Genomic DNA, 16,942 nt, shown 5'->3' with positions numbered 1-16,942 from the left:
CTCAGCGGCCCGGCTCCAGCTCCACCGCCTGCACGACATTGCGGCCCTGCGCCTTGGCGCGGTAGAGGGCCTGGTCGGCGCGACGCATGACCTCGGCGGCGCTGGCATCGGCGGCCGAGGACTCCGCGATGCCGAAGCTCGCGGTCAGCGTCCAGGTCTGCCCTTCCCAGGCGAAGTCCTGTCCCGCCAGCAGCGCGCGCATCCGCTCCGCCACCAGCGCCGCGCCCGCGATGCCGGTGTGGGGCAGCAGGACGCAGAACTCCTCGCCGCCCAGCCGGGCGAGGCGGTCGACCTCTCGCAGGCAGGGGCGCAGCACCCGCACCAGGGTCTTCAGGGCGGCGTCGCCGGCCGCGTGCCCCAGCGTGTCGTTGAGCTGCTTGAAGCGGTCCATGTCCAGCAGCACCAGGGCGTAGCCGTGGCCCCGCATCTGGCGCGAGTGCTCGGCATCGACCGCCTCGGACAGCGCTCGCCGGTTCAGCGCGTCGGTCAGCGGGTCGCGCTCGGTGAGCCGGCGGATTTCGAGCACCAGCTTCATCAGCAGCAGGAAGGCGATCCAGCCGTTGATCAGCAGCGCCAGCACCAGCGACGCCCACAGCCAGGCGATGTTGAAGGCGGACGGGACATCGATGTCCTCGCTCCGGCCCGGCGCGAGCAGCGCCTCCACCGGCCGCGACAGCAGCAGCAGGCCGACCACGACCAGCGGCGCGGCCATCGCCAGTGCCACGCGGCCGGCCAGGCCGCGCGCCCGCAGCAGGCGCCAGGCATCGACCGCCGCCAGCATCGCCAGGCTCGCCATCGCGCCGAAGATCAGCACCTTGTGTCCGAGCGTGGCCGGCCCGCCGGTGAAGCGGGCGGCGACGATGCCCACGGCGATCGTCGCGCCGCCGACCGAGCGCCACGGCGCGGGCCGCTCGCCCACCATCGGCACCGCCAGCCGGATCAGCGCGAAGGCGACCAGCGACAGCAGGTCGGACCACCAGTCGTGCAGCGGCGGCATCAGCCCGAGCGCTTCATGGAGCAGGAAAGACCCGCCCAGCGCCGCGTTCGCGCCCGCGAGGCAGGCGCAGGCCCCGGGCGATTCGCGCAGGCCGGCGGCGATCATCAGCCAGACCACCGCGGCGATGCCGAACAGCGCCACCAGCGCGGCGATCAGCGAGACCGGATCGGCGGCGGGCAGCATCAGGCGTGCTCCATCGACCGCGTGCTCACGCGAACTCCGCTTCGCCGGCGGCGCGCAGCACGCGATTGCGGCCGCGTGCCTTGGCGGCATACATCGCCGCATCGGCCCGCGACAACGCGCCGTGGCCGTGGGCATCGCCGGCGCGCATCGTGGCGACGCCGAAGCTCGCGCTGATCGGCCAGAGCTTGTCGCCCCAGGCCAGCGGGTGTTTCTGCAGCAACCCGCGCAGGCGTTCCGCGACCAGCATCGCGCCGTCGAGGTCGGTGTCGGGCAGCAGCACGGCGAACTCCTCGCCGCCGAGCCGGCCGAAGCAGTCGGTGTCCCGCAGCGTCTCGCCCAGAACGGCGGCCAGGTGCTGCAGCGCGGCGTCACCGCCGGCATGACCCAGCTCGTCGTTGATGCGCTTGAAGTGGTCGACGTCCAGCACCATGACCGCGTTGGCGCAGCCGCGCTCGGTCAGCGCCTGCAGGCGGGCGAGATGGTCCTCGATCGCGCGCCGGTTCAGCAGCCCGGTCAGGGCGTCGCGCCGCGTCAGGTGCCGCACGCGCGCGATCAGCCGCTGCATCACCAGCGCGATCAGGCCGGTGGCGATGGTCAGGTCGACGACCAGCCGCAGCATCGCCAGCGGCGCGTTCGCGCCCAGCCCCGCGACGCCGAGTCCCGACGGCATCCAGCCAAGCAGCCCGCCCGCGCGCCAGAGGCAGCCGCCGGCCAGCACGAGGTAGGGCGTCACCACGACGGCGGTCAGGCCGGCACGGAAGCCGGCGCCGATGGCGACGTCCCAGGCTGCCATCAGCGCGAGCACGCCGCCGGCGATGTTGGAGACGGCCCGCGCCGAGGACAGGTCCGGATCGCCGGCGGTGAGGGCGGTCGCGACCAGCCCCAGCATCACGACCGCGATGATGTCCGGCGCCCCGTAGCGCACCCGCATCAGTCCGCGCACGCCCGCAGCGAGCAGTCCCGCCGCGATCACGTCCAGCGGCAGCGCGACCAGGCGCTCCATCGACGCCGGCAAGGCCGGCCACCAAGCCAGCGCGCACAGGCCGTGATAGGCGGAGAGCCGGCGCGCCGCGCGCGGCGCGATGCGCAGCACTTCGCCCAGCGCGAGCCAGACGATGCACGCGACGGTATCGATGACGGCAATCGCCATCAGCAGCGTGGCGGCGTCGAGTGGCGGCATGCGGGTCATCTTCGCAGGGCGATGCGCGGCGCACCATCGCGCCGCCGTCACCGACCCCGGCGTCCTCTCCCGGGTAGGGGAGCGCCCCACGGCGCCCCGCGGGAAAGGGGCAATCGGCGTGCGGGCCGACCTGGTTCGGGCGCGCGGCCGGTGCGGGGCCGTGCTCGGCCGCGCGTGGCGATGCTCAGCGGCGCTCGACCAGCACCGGCGTCAGCGACATCGCGGTGCGCACCCGGTCGGCGGCGGCGCGGGCGTCCTCGCGGCTCGCGAAGGGGCCGGCCTGCAGGCGGTGCAGATTGCGGTCCTTGAAGATCGTCAGCATCGGTGCGATCTCCTCCATGCCGCGAGTGAACTGCTCGCGCAGTTGCTCCGCGCCTTCGAGCCGCGAGAACGCGCCGAACTGCAGCCAGAAGCCCTGCGCCGCCGCGGCGATCTTGAGCGCGGGGACCGGCGCCTGCGGGTCGGCCGCGGCGATGGCGCCGGCGGTCGCGGCCGCCATCGCATCGGCCTTGGACTGGCCGGACGGCGGCAGGTCGCTGCCGGGCGGCAGCGCGGTGATGGGAATCGGCGTCAGGCTGGCGTCCGGGTTGGCGGACGAGGACGCGCCGGGCTTGTCGCCGCGGGCGACCGCCGGGACCACCGGCACCGGCAGCGGCACCTGGGCCGGCACGGTCACCGGCTCGGCGGGCGGGCGCAGCTGGGCGGTCGTCGTCGAATCGGGAGCGCCGCTGGGCGTCGCGGCGGCGTAGACCGGCGTGTCGGGCGCCACCTTGGGATCGGGCGACAGCGTGTCGCGGTCGCGCGTCCAGGCGCCGGTGCGGATGTCCTCGTAGGTGATGCGCTCGATCTCGACCGGCGCCACGCCGTTCAGCACGCCCAGCTTGAGCGCGGCGGTGTAGCTCAGGTCGATGATCCGGCCCTTGTGGAACGGGCCGCGGTCGTTGATGCGGACGATGACTTCGCGGCCGTTCCTGGGATTGCGCACCCGCGCATAGCTCGGGATCGGGATCGTCGCGTGGGCCGCGGTCATCGCGTACATGTTGTAGATCTCGCCGCTGGATGTCGGCCGGCCGTGGAACTTGCGGCCGTACCAGGACGCCAGGCCCTTCTGGATCAGCGGCTTGTCGTCGGCGATCGGCTCGTAGCGCTCGCCCAGCACCTCGTAGGGCTTGTTGGGGCCGCCCTTGCGGATGGACTCCAGTCTGGGCACCGCGTCGGGCACCTTCTGGAGGTCGGGCGGGACAACGGCGTCGGGGCCGTCGCGGTCGGGCCAGGAGGAGACCTTGGGGCCGCCCGGGGCGGGACGGCTGGGGGCGGGACCGCGGCTGGCGCAGGCGGCCAGGATCAGGGCACACGTCAGGACGGCCAGGCGCTGGCCGGCGGGGCGGGCTTCAAACATGGCCGCAACCCTAGCAATGCGGCGCGGATTTGCCAAGGTTATGCTCCGCGCTCCCCACCTTCCTTGCACGATCGTTGCGATCGTTACCTCCGCCCGCCATGAGCACTTACGTCTTCCCCCCAGCGCCGCAGGCCGCCGTGGCCGTGCGCGGCAGCGACGCGCGCTACGCCGTGAGCCGCATCTTCTGTGTCGGCCGCAACTACGCGGCCCATGCCCGCGAGATGGGCAGCGATCCGGACCGCGAGCCGCCGTTCTACTTCACCAAGCCGGCCAGCGCGCTGGCGCCGTCGGGCGGCACCATCCCCTACGCGCCGGGCACGAAGAACCTGCATTACGAGATGGAGCTGGTCGTGGCGATCGGCAAGCCGGTCTTCAAGGCCACGCCGGAGCAGGCCGCCGATGCGGTCTGGGGCTATGCCGCCGGCCTGGACATGACGCGCCGCGACCTGCAGAACGAGGCCAAGGCCATCGGCCGGCCCTGGGACCTGGGCAAGGGCTTCGAGCACTCGGCCGTCATCACCGAGCTGGTGCCGCGTTCGGAACTGGGTGAGCTGTCCCGCGGCGCGATCACGCTGGCGGTGAACGGCGTCGAGAAGCAGCGCGGCGACCTGTCCGACATGATCTGGAGCATTCCGGAGCTGGTGGCCAACCTGTCGCAGTTCTATCACCTGGCGCCCGGCGACCTGATCTACACCGGCACGCCCGAAGGCGTCGGTCCGGTGAAGCCGGGCGACGTGATCACCGGCGTCATCGAGGGCTTCGGCGAGCTGTCGATCACCATCGGCGAGGCCGAGTAATCAGAGGCAGCCGGGACCGCGACGATGTTCGACCACAACGAGACCCTGGACGAGGCCCGCGCGCGAAACATCCGCGATGCGCTGTTCGAGGACATCGGCATCAGCGACTGGACCGCGCGGCTCGTGCCGGCGGGCCGGCGCGTGCAGGCCCATGTGCGGGTGCGCGAGGCGGCGGTGCTGTGCGGCCGCGACTGGTTCGAGGGCGTGTTCCTGGCGCTGGACGGCTCCTCGCGGATCGAGTGGCTGTATGACGAGGGCGCCGACATGGCGCCCGACACGATCGTCTGCCGCATCGAGGCCGAGGGCCGCTCGCTGCTCTCGGCCGAGCGGCCGGCGCTGAACTTCCTGCAGCTGCTGTCGGGGACCGCCACGGCGACGCGCGCACATGCGCGCGCCATCGAGGGCGCCAGTCCGAATCCGCGCGGCTGCGCGGTGCTGGACACGCGCAAGACGCTGCCCGGTCTGCGGCTGGCGCAGAAGTACGCGGTGCGCGTCGGCGGTGGCGCGAACCAGCGCCTGGCGCTGTACGACGGCATCCTGATCAAGGAGAACCACATCGCCGCGGCCGGCGGGGTGACCCAGGCGCTGCAGCAGGCGCAGGCGCTGAACGCCGGCGTGTCGATCCAGGTCGAGGTCGAGACGATCGAGCAGCTGCGAGAGGCGCTGGCCGCCGGCGCGGTCAGCGTGCTGCTGGACAACTTCAGCGAGCCGATGATGCGCGAGGCGGTGGCGATCGCCGGCGGCCGGGCGCTGCTGGAGGTGTCGGGCGGGGTGGCCATCGACCAGCTGCGCTGGATCGCGGCCACCGGCGTCGACCGCATCTCGGTCGGGCGACTCACCAAGGACGCCAAGGCGGTGGACTACTCGATGCGGGTCGACGGCTGAGGCCGGGCAGGGCACCGCGACGGTGCCCGCACACCAAGCTTGTGCGCAAGCGCGGTGCACCGCTGTCGTCCTGGCTTGCATACAAGACAGATGAGCCAGTGAGGCGGCGCCCCGCCGCCGCTGGCACGGAAGCTGCAATGCCCTGGCCATGGGCATCACCGCCACCGACATCAGCCAACGGATCATCGAAGCCGTGCTGGCGCAAAAGCTGGCGCCGGGCACGCGGCTCGGCGAGCAGCCGCTGGCGCTGCTCTTCGACTGCAGCCGCACCATCGTTCGCGAGGCGCTGACGCGCCTGGCGGCGCGGGGCATCGTCACCGTCAGCGCGCGGCGCGGCTGGTACCTGATCGCGCCTTCGCGCGATGAAGCGCGAGAGGCCTTCGAGGCGCGCCGGGTCATCGAGCTCGGCCTGCTGCGCGGCCGCCGCCCCCTGGACAAACCGGCGCTGACGCGGCTGAAGAAGCACCTGGCGCAGGAGAAGGCTGCGCTGCGCGGCGACGACGTCGGCGCGCGCAGCTTCCTGCTCGGCGATTTCCATGTCTGCCTGGCCGAGTGCCTGGGCAACAGCCTGCTCGCCGACACGCTGCGCGACTACACCGCGCGCACGACGCTGATCGCGATGCTCTATCAGTCGTCGCACGAGGCGGCGCAGTCCTGCCAGGAGCATGTCGCCATCGTCGCGGCCCTCGAGCAGGGTGACGCCGCCCGCGCGGAAGCGCTGATGGCCGCGCACCTGGCCAGCGTGCAGTCCGGCCTGCAACTCGACACGCAGACCGACGACCCGTTGCATCAACTGCGGCAGGCCCTGACGCCGCTCTCGCCGCCGACGCCGGCCACGGCCGCCGCTTCCTCGACCTCCCGCCGCCCGCGCGCCGCGCGCCGCGACGGATCCGACCCCGCCGATCCCGCCCCCGCCTACCTAGGAGCCCTGTTATGAGCCACGCCGTCCGTCCCTCCGTCCGCGCGCTGCCGCGCCGCCTGCTGCTGGCCGCCGGCCTCGGCCTGCTCGCGCTCGGCGCCCAGGCGCAGACCGCGCTGGACACGATCACCAAGGCCAAGACCATCAAGATCGCCATCCCCACCGACTACCCGCCCTATGGCTTCGTCGGTCCGGACATGAAGCCGCAAGGCCTGGATGTCGCGATGGCCGAGCTGATCGCCGCCAAGCTCGGGGTGAAGGCCGAGCTGGTGCCGGTGACCAGCGCCAACCGCATTCCCTACCTGCAGACGAAGAAGGCCGACCTGGTCATTTCCACGCTGGGCAAGAACCCGGAGCGCGAGAAGGTGATCTCGTTCAGCGCGGCCTACGCGCCGTTCTATCAGGCGGTGTTCGCACCCAAGAGCCTGACCATCAAGAGCTTCGCCGACCTGGCCGGCAAGAGCGTCGCGGTGACGCGCGGCGCGATGGAGGACCAGGAGCTGGCCAAGGTCGCGCCGTCGACGCTGGAGTTCAAGCGCTTCGAGGACAACAACGCGACGATCGCCGCGTTCGCCGCCGGGCAGACCCAGGTGCTGGCCACCAGCGCCGCGGTCGCCGGCAACCTGATGCAGCGCCAGCCCGGCCTGAACGTCGAATACAAGCTGCTGCTCAAGGACAGCCCCTGCTTCATCGGCGTTGCCAAGGGCGAGGACGCGCTGCTGGCCAAGGTCAACGCGATCATCGCGGCCGCCAAGCAGGCGGGCGAGCTCGAAGCGCTGTCGAAGAAGTGGCTGGGTCGCGGCGCCGGCGAGCTGCCGCTCTGAGCGCCGGCGGATCGCCACCGTGCCTGACTTGAGACCGACCGCGCCGATCGCCGGTCCTTCCGGGAGCCGCCCATGATCGAGTTCGACTTCGGCGCCGTCCTCGCCGAATGGCCGCTGCTGCTGCGCGGCCTGGGGTGGACCGTCGGTCTCACCGTCATCGCGGTGCCGCTGGGCCTGGCGATCGCGACGCTGGGCGCCTGGACGCGCGCTTGCGGTCCGGCCTGGGCGCGGCGGCTGGTCGGCGTCTATGTCGAGCTGCTGCGCAACACGCCGTTCATCGTGCAGCTGTTCTTCGTGTTCTTCGGCCTGCCGTCGCTGGGGGTGAAGCTGTCGCCGACCAGCGCCTCGCTGATCGCGATGACCCTGAACCTCGGCGCCTACGGCACCGAGATCCTGCGCGCCGGCATCCAGGCCGCGCCCCGGGGCCAGTGGGAGGCGGCGCAGAGCCTGGCACTCGGACCGACGCAGGTCTTCACGCGTGTGATCCTGCCGCCGGCGTTCAAGCGGGTGTGGCCGGCGATGACCAGCCAGATCGTGATCGTGATGCTGGGCTCGGCGGTGTGCGGGCAGATCTCCACCGAGGAGCTCAGCTACGCCGCCAACCTGATCCAGAGCCGCAACTTCCGCGCGTTCGAGGCCTTCATCGTCGCGACGCTCATCTATCTGGCGCTGTCGGTGCTCGTGCGGCGATTCCTGCTGTGGGCCGGGCCGCGGTGGTTCTTCGGCGGCGCGACGGTCGCGAACCGGCCGCCGCTGTGGCGCCGCCTGGCCGGCATCGGCACCGGGAGCCGCGCATGATCGAGTTCACCCTCTGGGACGTCCTGCGCAACCTGGCGCTCGCGCTGCGCTGGACGGTGGTCCTGTCGTTGATCGCCTTCATTGGCGGCGGCCTGGTCGGCGGCACCCTGCTGTGCCTGCGCATCGGCCTGGGGCGCCGCACGCAGCGCCTGATCGGCGCCTACGTCGCGCTGTTCCAGGGCACGCCGCTGCTGATGCAGCTGTTCCTCGCCTACTTCGGGCTGGCGCTGCTGGGCATCGAGGTCTCGGCCTGGACGGCTGCCTCGCTGGCGCTGACGCTCTACACCAGCGCCTACCTCGTCGAGATCTGGCGCGGCTGCGTCGAGGCCGTGCCGCGCGGCCAGTGGGAGGCCGCGCGCAGCCTCGCGATGAGCTTCGGCGAGCAGCTGCGGCATGTGATCCTGCCGCAGGCGGCACGCCTGGCGATCGCGCCGACGGTGGGCTTCCTGGTGCAGGTGATCAAGGGGACCGCGCTGGCCTCGGTGATCGGCTTCGTCGAGCTGACCAAGGCGGGCGGGATGATCGCCAACGCGAGCTTCAAGCCCTTCCTGGTCTTCGGCTGCGTGGCGCTGTTCTATTTCGCGCTGTGCTTCCCTGTGAGCCTGGCCGCCCAACATCTGGAGAGGAAGCAACATGGCCGTGCTGCCTGAAACCGTGACGGCGGATGCCGTCGGCGCCGTGACGGCCGGGACGGTGCCCGCGCCGGGCGTGCCCATCGTGCGCATCACCGCGCTGCGCAAGTCCTACGGGACCAACGAGGTGCTCAAGGGCATCGACCTGGACGTGATGCGCGGCGAGGTGATCGCGCTGATCGGCAAGAGCGGCTCGGGCAAGAGCACGCTGCTGCGCTGCATCAACGGCCTGGAGCAGTTCCAGGACGGCTCGCTGCGCGTGGCCGACAAGCCGCTGCTGCACGAGAGCGCGATGGCGATGCGGGCGCTGCGGCAGCAGGTCGGGATGATCTTTCAGGGCTTCAACCTGTTCCCGCACCTGAGCGTGGGCCGCAACGTGATGCTGGCGCCGACGCTGGTGAAGAAGCGCTCCGACAAGGACGCCGCCGAGCAGGCCCGGGCGCTGCTGGCGCGGGTGGGGCTGGCCGAGAAGTTCGACGCGATGCCGGACCAGCTGTCCGGCGGGCAGCAGCAGCGGGTGGCGATCGCGCGGGCCCTGGCGATGGAGCCGCAGGTGCTGCTGTGCGACGAGATCACCTCGGCGCTGGACCCCGAGCTGGTGGGCGAGGTGCTGCGCGTGGTGGAGTCGCTGGCCGAGGAGGGCATGACCCTGCTGATGGTCACGCATGAGATGAGCTTCGCGCGCAAGGTGGCGGACCGGGTGATCTTCATGCACCAGGGCCGCGTGCACGAGATCGGACCACCCGCCGATCTCTTCGGCGCGCCCAGGACGCCGGAGCTGAAGCAGTTCCTCAAGTCGCTGGACGATTGAATCGCCTGTGAGAGGCGTAGCCGCCGCAGGGATGCCGAGTGGCAGGAGGCCGGGCGCGGCCTAGACTTCGCGTCCGACCTTGCGAGGAGCCCCCCCATGCCTGACCGTCGCTCGACCCTTCGATCCACCTGGGCGCTGGCCGCCGGCATCCTGGCGTTGTCGTCCATGACGCCGTTGCGCGCTCAAGGGGTGGCGTCTGATGGCGCCTCGGCGGTGCGCGAGGCCGAGATCGCCTTCGCCGCGACGATGGCCAGGCGCGACTTCAAGGCCTTCGCCGAGTTCGTCGCGCAGGATGCGATCTTCATCAACGGGAACAAGCCGCTGCGCGGCCGAGCGGCCGTGCTCGCGGAATGGAAGCGCTTCTTCGAAGGCGCCGAAGCGCCGTTCACGTGGGCGCCCGATCTCGTCGAGGCGCTGCCCGACGGCAAGCTCGCCTATTCGACCGGGCCGGTGCATGCGAAGGGCAAGCTGGTCGCGCGCTTCGCATCGACCTGGCGGCTCGATCCCGATGGCCGCTGGCGCGTCGTCTTCGACAACGGCAGCGACGTCTGCGACTGCAAGCGCTGAGCTTCAGCCGGGCTGCTCGCTCACGCGAACCAGTCTTCGTCCGGCAACTGCTCGAAGACGCGCTTCAGCCCGCCGCCCCAACCCTGGCTCACCTTCATGAAGTAGGGATCCTCCTTCGTGATGCGGTGCGGCTGGGCGGGCGCGAAGCTGTCGGTCTTGTAGAGCAGCATGTCGATCGGCAGCCCCACCGACAGATTGCTGCGGATGGTCGAGTCGAACGAGATCAGCGCGCACTTGGTCGCCTCGGCCAGCGAGCTGTCGAAGTCGATGACCCGGTCGATGATCGGCTTGCCGTACTTGGATTCACCGATCTGCAGGTACGGCGTGTCTTCGGTGGCCTCGATGAAGTTGCCTTGCGGATAGACATGGAAGATCCGCGGCGCCTCGCCCCGGATCTGGCCGCCGACGATGAAATTCGCGCCGAAGTCCACGCCCTGGTTCAGCTGGCCGGGACCATCGCTGTCGCGCGCGACCACTTCCTTGAGCGTCTTGCCCACCAGCTCCGCGACGTCGTACATCGACGTCAGGTTCATCAGATGCGCGCCCTGGCCGACCGCGCGCTGGCGCAGCAGGCTTACCACGCTCTGCGTCGTCGCCAGGTTGCCGGCGTTGAGCAGCGTGACCAGGCGTTCGCCCGGCTGCTCGAACACATTCATCTTGCGAAAGGTCGCGATGTGATCCACGCCTGCATTGGTGCGGGAATCCGACGCGAACAGCAGACCGGCACGCAGCCGCATGGCAACACAGTAAGTCATGGGGCGGGAGCGTAGCCGATCAATCCGGGCTTGTGGGCGCCTCGCCCTTCGTCATTGCTGATCGGCCGTGCCGGGCTTCACGAGCACTTCGGCCCGCATCGTTTCAAGCCCGCCGCCTGTTCGTACGCCGCGCACGGGACAGGCATCCAGATAGTCCGCGCCGATCGCCAGCTTCACGTAGCGGCCATCGGCCAGGCACTGGTTGCTGATGTCGTAACCCAGCCAGCCGCCCGCCATGCCGTGCGATGCGTCACGACCGTCCCCGGCGGTCGGCATCGCGTCGGGCAGGCGCACCTCGGCCCAGGCATGGCTGGCCACGTGCTCGAAGTCGGTGGCCAGGTAGCCCGACACATAGCGTGCCGGCAGTCCCAGCAGCCGCGCGCAGCAGACGAAGACCTGCGCATGGTCCTGGCAGACGCCGTGGCCGGTGGCGAAGGCCTGCGCCGCCGGGGTGGCGGCGTCGGTGTAGCCCCGCACGTAGGGCATGCGCTCGCCGAGCGCCGCCATCAGCGCCAGCAGTGCGCCGTGGGCATCGACGGATGCGGTGTCCGCGAAGCTCGCGGCGAACTGCCGCAACTGCTCGTCGGCGCGGGTCAGCGGGCTGTCGCGCAGGAACAGCGGCGCGGGCAGTTCGTCCTCGGGGTCGGGCGTCGGTGGGGCGTCGCTGGTGTCCACCTCGCCGATGGCGCGCAGGACGATGTCGCGTCGCGGACCGTCCAGGCTCAGCACATGCATGGTGTTGCCGAACGCGTCCCGGCAGGTGTTCGCTGGCGCGGGCAGTTCCAGTTGCCAGTGCAGCACGCGCAGGCCGCGGCCCGCGCGTGGGGTCAGCCGCAGGTACTGCGTGCTGCGCGCCACCGGCGCGTCATAGTCGTAGACCGTCTCGTGCGAGATGTGCAGGTGCATGGCCTTGTCTCCGGATCGCGTCCGCCGCGTCGGAACGCGGTCGGCGGCGAGGTCATTGGGCTTCGAAGTAGGCCCGCTGGATGTCCAGGCTCAGGCGTGCCGAGTCCTCCAGGAAGCCGGTCAGCCAGAGATGCAGCCCCTGCTCGAGGATCTCGTCCACCGCGCCGTATTCCAGCCGCAGCGCGAGCCGGCTGGCGCTCTGCTTGGCGGTGCGGCCGGCGTCTTCGGCGCCGTCGCGTGCCTCGATTTGCGGCAGGATGGCCCGGATCTCGTCGCAGCAGGCGCGCAGCGAGCGCGGCACGTCCGGGCGCAGGATCAGCAACTCCGTCACGCGGCGGCCGTTGAGACTGTCGCGATAGGCGGCATGGTAGGCCTCGAAGGCCGACAGCGAGCGCAGCAGCGCGTTCCAGGCGTAGAAATCGGGCGCGCTCTCGCTGGGCGCGTCGACGGGCGCGAGCGTGTCCACCGCCGGGGCGATCAACTGGGACTTCACGTCCAGCAGGCGCGCGGTGTTGTCGGCGCGCTCGACGAAGGTGCCGAGGCGGATGAAGCAGTACGCGTCGTTGCGCTGCAAGGTGCCGTAGGTCGCGCCACGGAAGAGATGGGAGCGCTCCTTCACCCAGTCGAAGAAGGACGAAGGCTCCGCGACGCCCTTGCGCGCGAGCTCGCGCGCCTCGAGCCAGCTCGTGTTGATCGCCTCCCACATCTCGGCGGTGATCTGGCCCCGCACGGCGTGCGCGTTCTCGCGGGCCTGCCGGATGCACGACAGCACCGAGGCCGGGTTGTCCAGGTCGATGCCCATGAAGCGGAAGAGCTGCTCGGCGCTCAGGCGCGGATGGCGCGCCTGATAGGCCTCCAGCGTGCCGGTGACGGCCAGCGGCGCGGCGAGCTCGGTGGCGGCGCCGCGCGATTGCGGCAGCAGCGACAGCGAGTGCGTCACGTCGAGCATGCGCACGAGGTTCTCGGCGCGCTCCAGGTAGCGGCTCATCCAGTAGAGCTGGGCGGCGGTGCGGCTGAGCATGATCAGTTCTCCAGGATCCAGGTGTCTTTCGTCCCGCCGCCCTGCGACGAATTGACGACCAGCGAGCCCGCCTTCAGCGCCACGCGCGTCAGGCCGCCGGCGACCATGTTGACCTCGCGGCCCGAGAGCACGAAGGGCCGCAGGTCGATGTGGCGCGGCGCGATGCCGCGCTCGACGAAGGTCGGGCAGCTCGACAGGCACAGCGTGGGCTGCGCGATGTAGTTGGACGGGTTGGCCTTGACGCGCTCCTTGAAGTCGGCCACCTCTGCCGCCGTCGAGGCCGGCCCGACCAGCATCCCGTAGCCGCCCGCGCCGTGGACCTCCTTCACCACCAGCTCCGCCATGTGGTTCAGCACATGGTCGAGGTCCTCCGGCTTGCGGCACTGCCAGGTCGGCACGTTGTGCAGGATGGGCTCCTCGCCGAGGTAGAAGCGGATCATGTCCGGCACGTACGGGTAGATGGACTTGTCGTCCGCGACGCCGGTGCCGATCGCGTTGGCCAGCACCACGTGGCCCTGCTTGTAGACGGACAGCAGCCCCGGCACGCCCAGCATCGAATCGGCGCGGAAGGCCAGCGGGTCGAGGAAGGCGTCGTCGATGCGGCGATAGATCACGTCCACGCGCTTGGGACCGACGGTGGTGCGCATGAACACGAAGCCGTCCTTGACGAACAGGTCCTGGCCCTCGACCAGCTCCACGCCCATCTGCTGAGCGAGGAAGGCGTGCTCGAAGTACGCCGAGTTGAACGGCCCCGGGGTCAGCACGACGACGGTCGGGTTGTCCGCCGGGCTGGCCTGGCGCAGCGTGTTGAGCAGCAGCGCCGGATAGTGCGCGACGGGCGCGACCGAGTACTTGGCGAACAGCTCGGGGAAGAGCCGCATCATCATCTTGCGGTTCTCCAGCATGTAGCTGACGCCGGAGGGGACGCGCAGGTTGTCCTCGAGGACGTAATAGCCGCCGTCGGCATGCCGGATCAGGTCCACGCCGGTGATGTGCGCATAGACGCCCAGCGGCAGGTCCAGTCCCTGCATCGCCGGCTGGTACTGCGCATTCGCGAAGACCTGCTCGGCCGGGATCAGGCCGGCCTTCACGATGTCGTGGTCGTGGTAGATGTCCCAGAGGAAGCGGTTGAGCGCGGTGACGCGCTGGCGCAGGCCGCGTTCGAGCATGCGCCATTCGTCGGCGGGGACGATGCGCGGGACGGTGTCGAAGGGGATCAGGCGCTCGGCGCCGGCTTCGTCGCCGTAGACGGCGAAGGTGATGCCGACCTTGTGGAACAGCAGGTCGGCCTCGGCCCGCTTCTTCGCGAGCGCCTCGGGCGTCTGCGCATGCAGCCAGTCCGCGAAGGCCTGGTAGCTGGGCCGGATCGCGCCGCTTTGCAGCAGCATCTCGTCGTAATGGCCGGCGGCCGGAAGGGTCAGCGCATGCATGGGGTCTCCAGGGACGGACCGCCTCCGGGCGGCGGCCCGGCAGGGCAGGTTGCAAGGCCCGTGCCCAGCGCGACGCCATTGCCGGGCCGGCACGGGCCCGAGCTTGACCGGTTTTGGTGCGCCTGCAAAGCCTGCCCCGTGGCGGTGCCTCCGCAGGTTCATTCATCGCCCGCCGCTGGTGCAGTGGCACTATCCCGCGTTGCGGCCGGCCGCCGCTCCCGATACAACCCCGCGATGCACGATCACTCCCAGGCCCTTCCGCCACCTCCCACGCCCGGACGACCGGGCGGCTCCGCCGCCGCCGGTGGACACGATGGATTCATCCCGCCGCGCGGCTCCCGCGCCTCGCTCGGCCGCTGGCTCACCGCGATGGTGCTGGCCGCGGTGGCGACGGCGCTGCTGATCACCGCGCTGCTGATCGAGAACTTCGCCCGCGCCCACGCCGAGCGCCGCGCGGTCGAGTCGCTGCGGCAGGTGGCCGTGGACTTCCGCGATGCGCTCGATCGCGGCATGGCACAGCAGTTCAAGGAAGTGCGGGTGCTGGCGCAGCTCGAGCCCTTCCGCCGCTTCGACGACCCCGAGGCGATGCGCCGGGCGCTGGACCAGGTGCAGGTGGGTTTCGACCATTTCGCATGGCTGGGCGTGACCGACGCCCAGGGCAAGGTGCTGGCCGCCGCCGGAGGCCTGCTGGACGGGGTGGATGTCTCCAAGCGGCCGTGGTGGCAGGGCGCCCGCGGCGGCCAGCCCTTCGTCGGCGATGTCCACGCGGCGCTGCTGCTGGAAAAGCTGCTGCCGCGCCAGAACGAGCCCTGGCGCTTCGTCGACTTCGCGGTCCCGCTGCTGGACGGGCGGGGGCAGTTGCAGGGCGTGTTCGGCGTGCACCTGAGCTGGGGATGGGCGCGCCAGATCAAGAGCGAGCTGATCGACGCGACGATGGCCTCCCACCAGGCCGACGCGCTGGTGCTGGGCAAGGACGGCGTGGTGATCCTGGGGCCCTCGGATCACGAGGGCCGGAAGATGCCGATCGGCGCCGAGAGCGGGCAGGGGCTTCGCCACCATGAGGCCGGGGGTGTCGACTACTTCGCGGTGAGCGTGCCCAGCCAGGGCTACGGGCCCTATCCCGGACTGGGCTGGACGGTGCTGGTGCGACAGCCGGTGGCCGTGGCGCTGGCCGACTACTACGGCCTGCGGCGCCAGATCGCGCTGAGCGCGATCCTGATGCTGGCGCTGGCGGTGCCGCTGAGCTGGTGGCTGGCCCGGCGCATGAGCCGGCCGCTGCGCGAGCTGGCCGCCGCGATCGCGCAGCGCCGCCACCTCAGCGAGGACCACCTGCCCGCCGTCGGCGGCTATCGCGAGGCGGCGGTGCTGTCGCAGGCGCTGAACGACCTGGCGCACCGCCAGGCCGACCAGGACCGCTCGCTGGCGGAGCTGAACGCCTCCCTGGAACTGCGGGTGCAGGCCCGCACGCTGGAACTGCACGACGCACTGCTGCGCCAGGAGTCCAGCGAGCGCCGGCTGCGCACCATCGCCGACAACCTGCCGGTGCTGATCTCCTACATCGACGCGGAGCAGCGGATCCGATTCCTCAACGCGACTTTCCGCGCCTGGATGGGCATGGCGCCGGAGGAGGCGCTGGACCGGCCGCTGGCCGACGTCATCGGGCCGGTGCTGTACGAGCAGCGGCTGCCTTTCCTGAAGGCCGCGCTGGCGGGCGTGCGGCAGCGCTTCGAGACACGCTCCGAGGCCAATGGGGTGGTGCGCGACATGCTGGCCGAATACGTGCCGGACGTGCGGCCCGATGGCAGCGTGGCCGGCGTCTACACGCTGGCCACCGACATCTCCGCGTTCAAGCAGGTCGAGCGCGAGCTGGACCAGCTCAGCCGCGTGGACCCGCTGACCGGGCTGCCGAACCGACGCCAGTTCGAGTCCCGCCTGTCGGAATCGCTGGCCCGCAACCGCCGCAACGGCCGGACGCTGGCGTTGATGTTCCTGGACCTGGACCACTTCAAGCAGATCAACGATTCGCTGGGCCATGCGGCCGGCGACGTGGTGCTGCGCGCCTTCGCCGACCGGGTGCGCGGCGCGATCCGGGAGACCGACCAGCTCTGCCGCCTGGCCGGCGACGAATTCGTGCTGATCCTCGAGAACCTGCACGCGCCGGACGAAGCCGCCGGCGTGGCGCTCAAGGTGCTGGACGCGGTGAAGGCGCCGCTGACGCTGCAAGGGCAGCAGCTGCAGCTGTCCACCAGCATCGGCATCGCCTGCCACGACGGCGGCCAGGAAGGCGAGGTGGCACTGCTCGGTCGCGCCGACGACGCGCTCTACGCCGCGAAGGCGGCCGGCCGCGGCTGCTGGCGAATCGCCGATTGAGCACCCCGCATCAGGTCTAATCCGCGGCATGGTGGCCCGCCCGACTTCCGCTCCCGTGACGCCCAAGCCGGCGCACAAGCCGTCCCTCAAGCTCCGCATGCGCGTGACCGTCGGCGAGACGATCGCCATCGGACCCGGAAAGATCGCCCTGCTGGAGGCGCTCGACGAGACCGGCTCGATCACGGCGGCGGCCAGGTCGCTCGATATGTCCTATCGGCGCGCCTGGCTGCTGATCGATGAACTCAACCGCGCATTGAAGACGCCCGCCGTCGCCACCGCGGCCGGCGGCGCCAAGGGAGGTGGCAGCGCGCTGACGGAATCGGGGCGGGCGCTGGTCACGCTCTATCGGCAGATCGAGGACAACGCGCTCGTGGCCTGCAAGCCGGAGATCCGGCAGCTGATGAAGCTGCTCGCGACTTGAGGCCGGGGAGGAGCGGACGCTGGCGGCGCCGGTGCCCCTCCTCGCTC

General features: G+C 71.0%; 17 protein-coding genes. 10 read left to right on the top strand and 7 right to left on the bottom strand.

The genetic code is table 11. The annotated features are described in order from the left end of the window. Position 1: 1 nt before the first annotated feature. From CS062_RS20885 to CS062_RS20875, 3 genes are all read right to left on the bottom strand, one after another. Positions 2-1,180: a GGDEF domain-containing protein gene (locus CS062_RS20885; protein ID WP_158238860.1), complete on the bottom strand. Its 1,179-nt coding sequence runs from the start codon at positions 1,178-1,180 to the stop codon at positions 2-4. A 25-nt stretch (positions 1,181-1,205) separates the two neighbouring features. Further along, positions 1,206-2,360 carry a GGDEF domain-containing protein gene (locus CS062_RS20880; protein ID WP_158238859.1) on the bottom strand — a complete coding sequence of 385 codons (1,155 nt, stop codon included), beginning with the start codon at positions 2,358-2,360 and terminating at the stop codon, positions 1,206-1,208. A 184-nt stretch (positions 2,361-2,544) separates the two neighbouring features. After that, on the bottom strand, positions 2,545-3,759 hold the full coding sequence (locus tag CS062_RS20875) for a septal ring lytic transglycosylase RlpA family protein (protein ID WP_099863484.1): 1,215 nt from the start codon (positions 3,757-3,759) through the stop codon (positions 2,545-2,547). Positions 3,760-3,857: 98 nt separating this feature from the next. Between CS062_RS20875 and CS062_RS20870 the strand changes: the two genes are divergently transcribed. The 8 genes from CS062_RS20870 (at position 3,858) to CS062_RS20835 (ending at position 9,992) form a co-directional block, all read left to right on the top strand. Beyond that, the gene (locus CS062_RS20870) at positions 3,858-4,556 is read left to right on the top strand and encodes a fumarylacetoacetate hydrolase family protein (protein ID WP_099863483.1); all 699 of its coding nucleotides are present in this window, start codon (positions 3,858-3,860) and stop codon (positions 4,554-4,556) included. 24 nt (positions 4,557-4,580) lie between these two features. After that, complete coding sequence (nadC, locus tag CS062_RS20865) at positions 4,581-5,441, top strand: carboxylating nicotinate-nucleotide diphosphorylase (RefSeq protein ID WP_099863482.1); 861 nt, start codon at positions 4,581-4,583, stop codon at positions 5,439-5,441. A gap of 148 nt (positions 5,442-5,589) precedes the next feature. Further along, on the top strand, positions 5,590-6,378 hold the full coding sequence (locus CS062_RS20860) for a GntR family transcriptional regulator (protein WP_099863481.1): 789 nt from the start codon (positions 5,590-5,592) through the stop codon (positions 6,376-6,378). Next, positions 6,375-7,184, top strand: coding sequence for a transporter substrate-binding domain-containing protein (locus CS062_RS20855; RefSeq protein ID WP_099863480.1), 810 nt, complete (start codon positions 6,375-6,377; stop codon positions 7,182-7,184). Before CS062_RS20860 ends, CS062_RS20855 begins: the two co-directional genes overlap by 4 nt. A 72-nt stretch (positions 7,185-7,256) precedes the next feature. Further along, positions 7,257-7,982 (top strand): amino acid ABC transporter permease, encoded by a 726-nt coding sequence (locus tag CS062_RS20850; protein ID WP_099863479.1) that lies wholly within the window; start codon positions 7,257-7,259, stop codon positions 7,980-7,982. After that, on the top strand, positions 7,979-8,632 hold the full coding sequence (locus CS062_RS20845) for an amino acid ABC transporter permease (protein ID WP_099863478.1): 654 nt from the start codon (positions 7,979-7,981) through the stop codon (positions 8,630-8,632). Before CS062_RS20850 ends, CS062_RS20845 begins: the two co-directional genes overlap by 4 nt. Next, positions 8,616-9,425 carry an amino acid ABC transporter ATP-binding protein gene (locus tag CS062_RS20840; RefSeq protein ID WP_099863477.1) on the top strand — a complete coding sequence of 270 codons (810 nt, stop codon included), beginning with the start codon at positions 8,616-8,618 and terminating at the stop codon, positions 9,423-9,425. Before CS062_RS20845 ends, CS062_RS20840 begins: the two co-directional genes overlap by 17 nt. Positions 9,426-9,521: 96 nt before the next feature. Further along, complete coding sequence (locus tag CS062_RS20835) at positions 9,522-9,992, top strand: YybH family protein (protein ID WP_099863476.1); 471 nt, start codon at positions 9,522-9,524, stop codon at positions 9,990-9,992. A gap of 20 nt (positions 9,993-10,012) precedes the next feature. On the opposite strand, the gene CS062_RS20830 is transcribed toward CS062_RS20835, so the two are convergent. The 4 genes from CS062_RS20830 to CS062_RS20815 are packed head-to-tail and all read right to left on the bottom strand — an operon-like array spanning position 10,013 to position 14,062. Continuing rightward, positions 10,013-10,747 (bottom strand): proteasome-type protease, encoded by a 735-nt coding sequence (locus CS062_RS20830; protein WP_099863475.1) that lies wholly within the window; start codon positions 10,745-10,747, stop codon positions 10,013-10,015. Positions 10,748-10,798: 51 nt separating this feature from the next. Beyond that, complete coding sequence (locus tag CS062_RS20825) at positions 10,799-11,653, bottom strand: transglutaminase family protein (RefSeq protein WP_099863474.1); 855 nt, start codon at positions 11,651-11,653, stop codon at positions 10,799-10,801. 52 nt (positions 11,654-11,705) lie between these two features. Then, positions 11,706-12,674 carry an alpha-E domain-containing protein gene (locus CS062_RS20820; protein WP_099863473.1) on the bottom strand — a complete coding sequence of 323 codons (969 nt, stop codon included), beginning with the start codon at positions 12,672-12,674 and terminating at the stop codon, positions 11,706-11,708. A 2-nt stretch (positions 12,675-12,676) separates the two neighbouring features. Next, the gene (locus tag CS062_RS20815) at positions 12,677-14,062 is read right to left on the bottom strand and encodes a circularly permuted type 2 ATP-grasp protein (protein ID WP_199174307.1); all 1,386 of its coding nucleotides are present in this window, start codon (positions 14,060-14,062) and stop codon (positions 12,677-12,679) included. Between the two features lie 276 nt (positions 14,063-14,338). On the opposite strand from CS062_RS20815, the gene CS062_RS20810 reads away from it, so the two are divergent. Beyond that, positions 14,339-16,474, top strand: a complete 2,136-nt coding sequence (locus tag CS062_RS20810; RefSeq protein ID WP_158238857.1) for a diguanylate cyclase domain-containing protein — start codon at positions 14,339-14,341, stop codon at positions 16,472-16,474. Between the two features lie 55 nt (positions 16,475-16,529). After that, on the top strand, positions 16,530-16,895 hold the full coding sequence (locus CS062_RS20805) for a winged helix-turn-helix domain-containing protein (RefSeq protein WP_233218184.1): 366 nt from the start codon (positions 16,530-16,532) through the stop codon (positions 16,893-16,895). Positions 16,896-16,942: the final 47 nt, after the last annotated feature.

Origin of the sequence: Roseateles chitinivorans, from assembly GCF_002761755.1 — a bacterium.
Taxonomy (GTDB): domain Bacteria; phylum Pseudomonadota; class Gammaproteobacteria; order Burkholderiales; family Burkholderiaceae_C; genus Roseateles; species Roseateles chitinivorans.
Note: the sequence above shows the minus strand (reverse complement) of the source record. Positions and strands in the feature narration are given on the sequence as shown.

Bases quoted from the DNA above. Each gene is read 5' to 3' on its own strand.
- CS062_RS20835 (WP_099863476.1), top strand. From the start codon at position 9,522: ATGCCTGACCGTCGCTCGACCCTTCGATCCACCTGGGCGCTGGCCGCC.
- CS062_RS20840 (WP_099863477.1), top strand. From the start codon at position 8,616: ATGGCCGTGCTGCCTGAAACCGTGACGGCGGATGCCGTCGGCGCCGTG.
- CS062_RS20845 (WP_099863478.1), top strand. From the start codon at position 7,979: ATGATCGAGTTCACCCTCTGGGACGTCCTGCGCAACCTGGCGCTCGCG.
- CS062_RS20825 (WP_099863474.1), bottom strand. From the start codon at position 11,653: ATGCACCTGCACATCTCGCACGAGACGGTCTACGACTATGACGCGCCG.
- CS062_RS20870 (WP_099863483.1), top strand. From the start codon at position 3,858: ATGAGCACTTACGTCTTCCCCCCAGCGCCGCAGGCCGCCGTGGCCGTG.
- CS062_RS20875 (WP_099863484.1), bottom strand. From the start codon at position 3,759: ATGTTTGAAGCCCGCCCCGCCGGCCAGCGCCTGGCCGTCCTGACGTGT.
- CS062_RS20885 (WP_158238860.1), bottom strand. From the start codon at position 1,180: ATGCTGCCCGCCGCCGATCCGGTCTCGCTGATCGCCGCGCTGGTGGCG.
- CS062_RS20880 (WP_158238859.1), bottom strand. From the start codon at position 2,360: ATGCCGCCACTCGACGCCGCCACGCTGCTGATGGCGATTGCCGTCATC.
- nadC (WP_099863482.1), top strand. From the start codon at position 4,581: ATGTTCGACCACAACGAGACCCTGGACGAGGCCCGCGCGCGAAACATC.
- CS062_RS20820 (WP_099863473.1), bottom strand. From the start codon at position 12,674: ATGCTCAGCCGCACCGCCGCCCAGCTCTACTGGATGAGCCGCTACCTG.
- CS062_RS20815 (WP_199174307.1), bottom strand. From the start codon at position 14,062: ATGCTGCTGCAAAGCGGCGCGATCCGGCCCAGCTACCAGGCCTTCGCG.
- CS062_RS20850 (WP_099863479.1), top strand. From the start codon at position 7,257: ATGATCGAGTTCGACTTCGGCGCCGTCCTCGCCGAATGGCCGCTGCTG.
- CS062_RS20810 (WP_158238857.1), top strand. From the start codon at position 14,339: ATGCACGATCACTCCCAGGCCCTTCCGCCACCTCCCACGCCCGGACGA.
- CS062_RS20830 (WP_099863475.1), bottom strand. From the start codon at position 10,747: ATGACTTACTGTGTTGCCATGCGGCTGCGTGCCGGTCTGCTGTTCGCG.
- CS062_RS20855 (WP_099863480.1), top strand. From the start codon at position 6,375: ATGAGCCACGCCGTCCGTCCCTCCGTCCGCGCGCTGCCGCGCCGCCTG.
- CS062_RS20860 (WP_099863481.1), top strand. From the start codon at position 5,590: ATGGGCATCACCGCCACCGACATCAGCCAACGGATCATCGAAGCCGTG.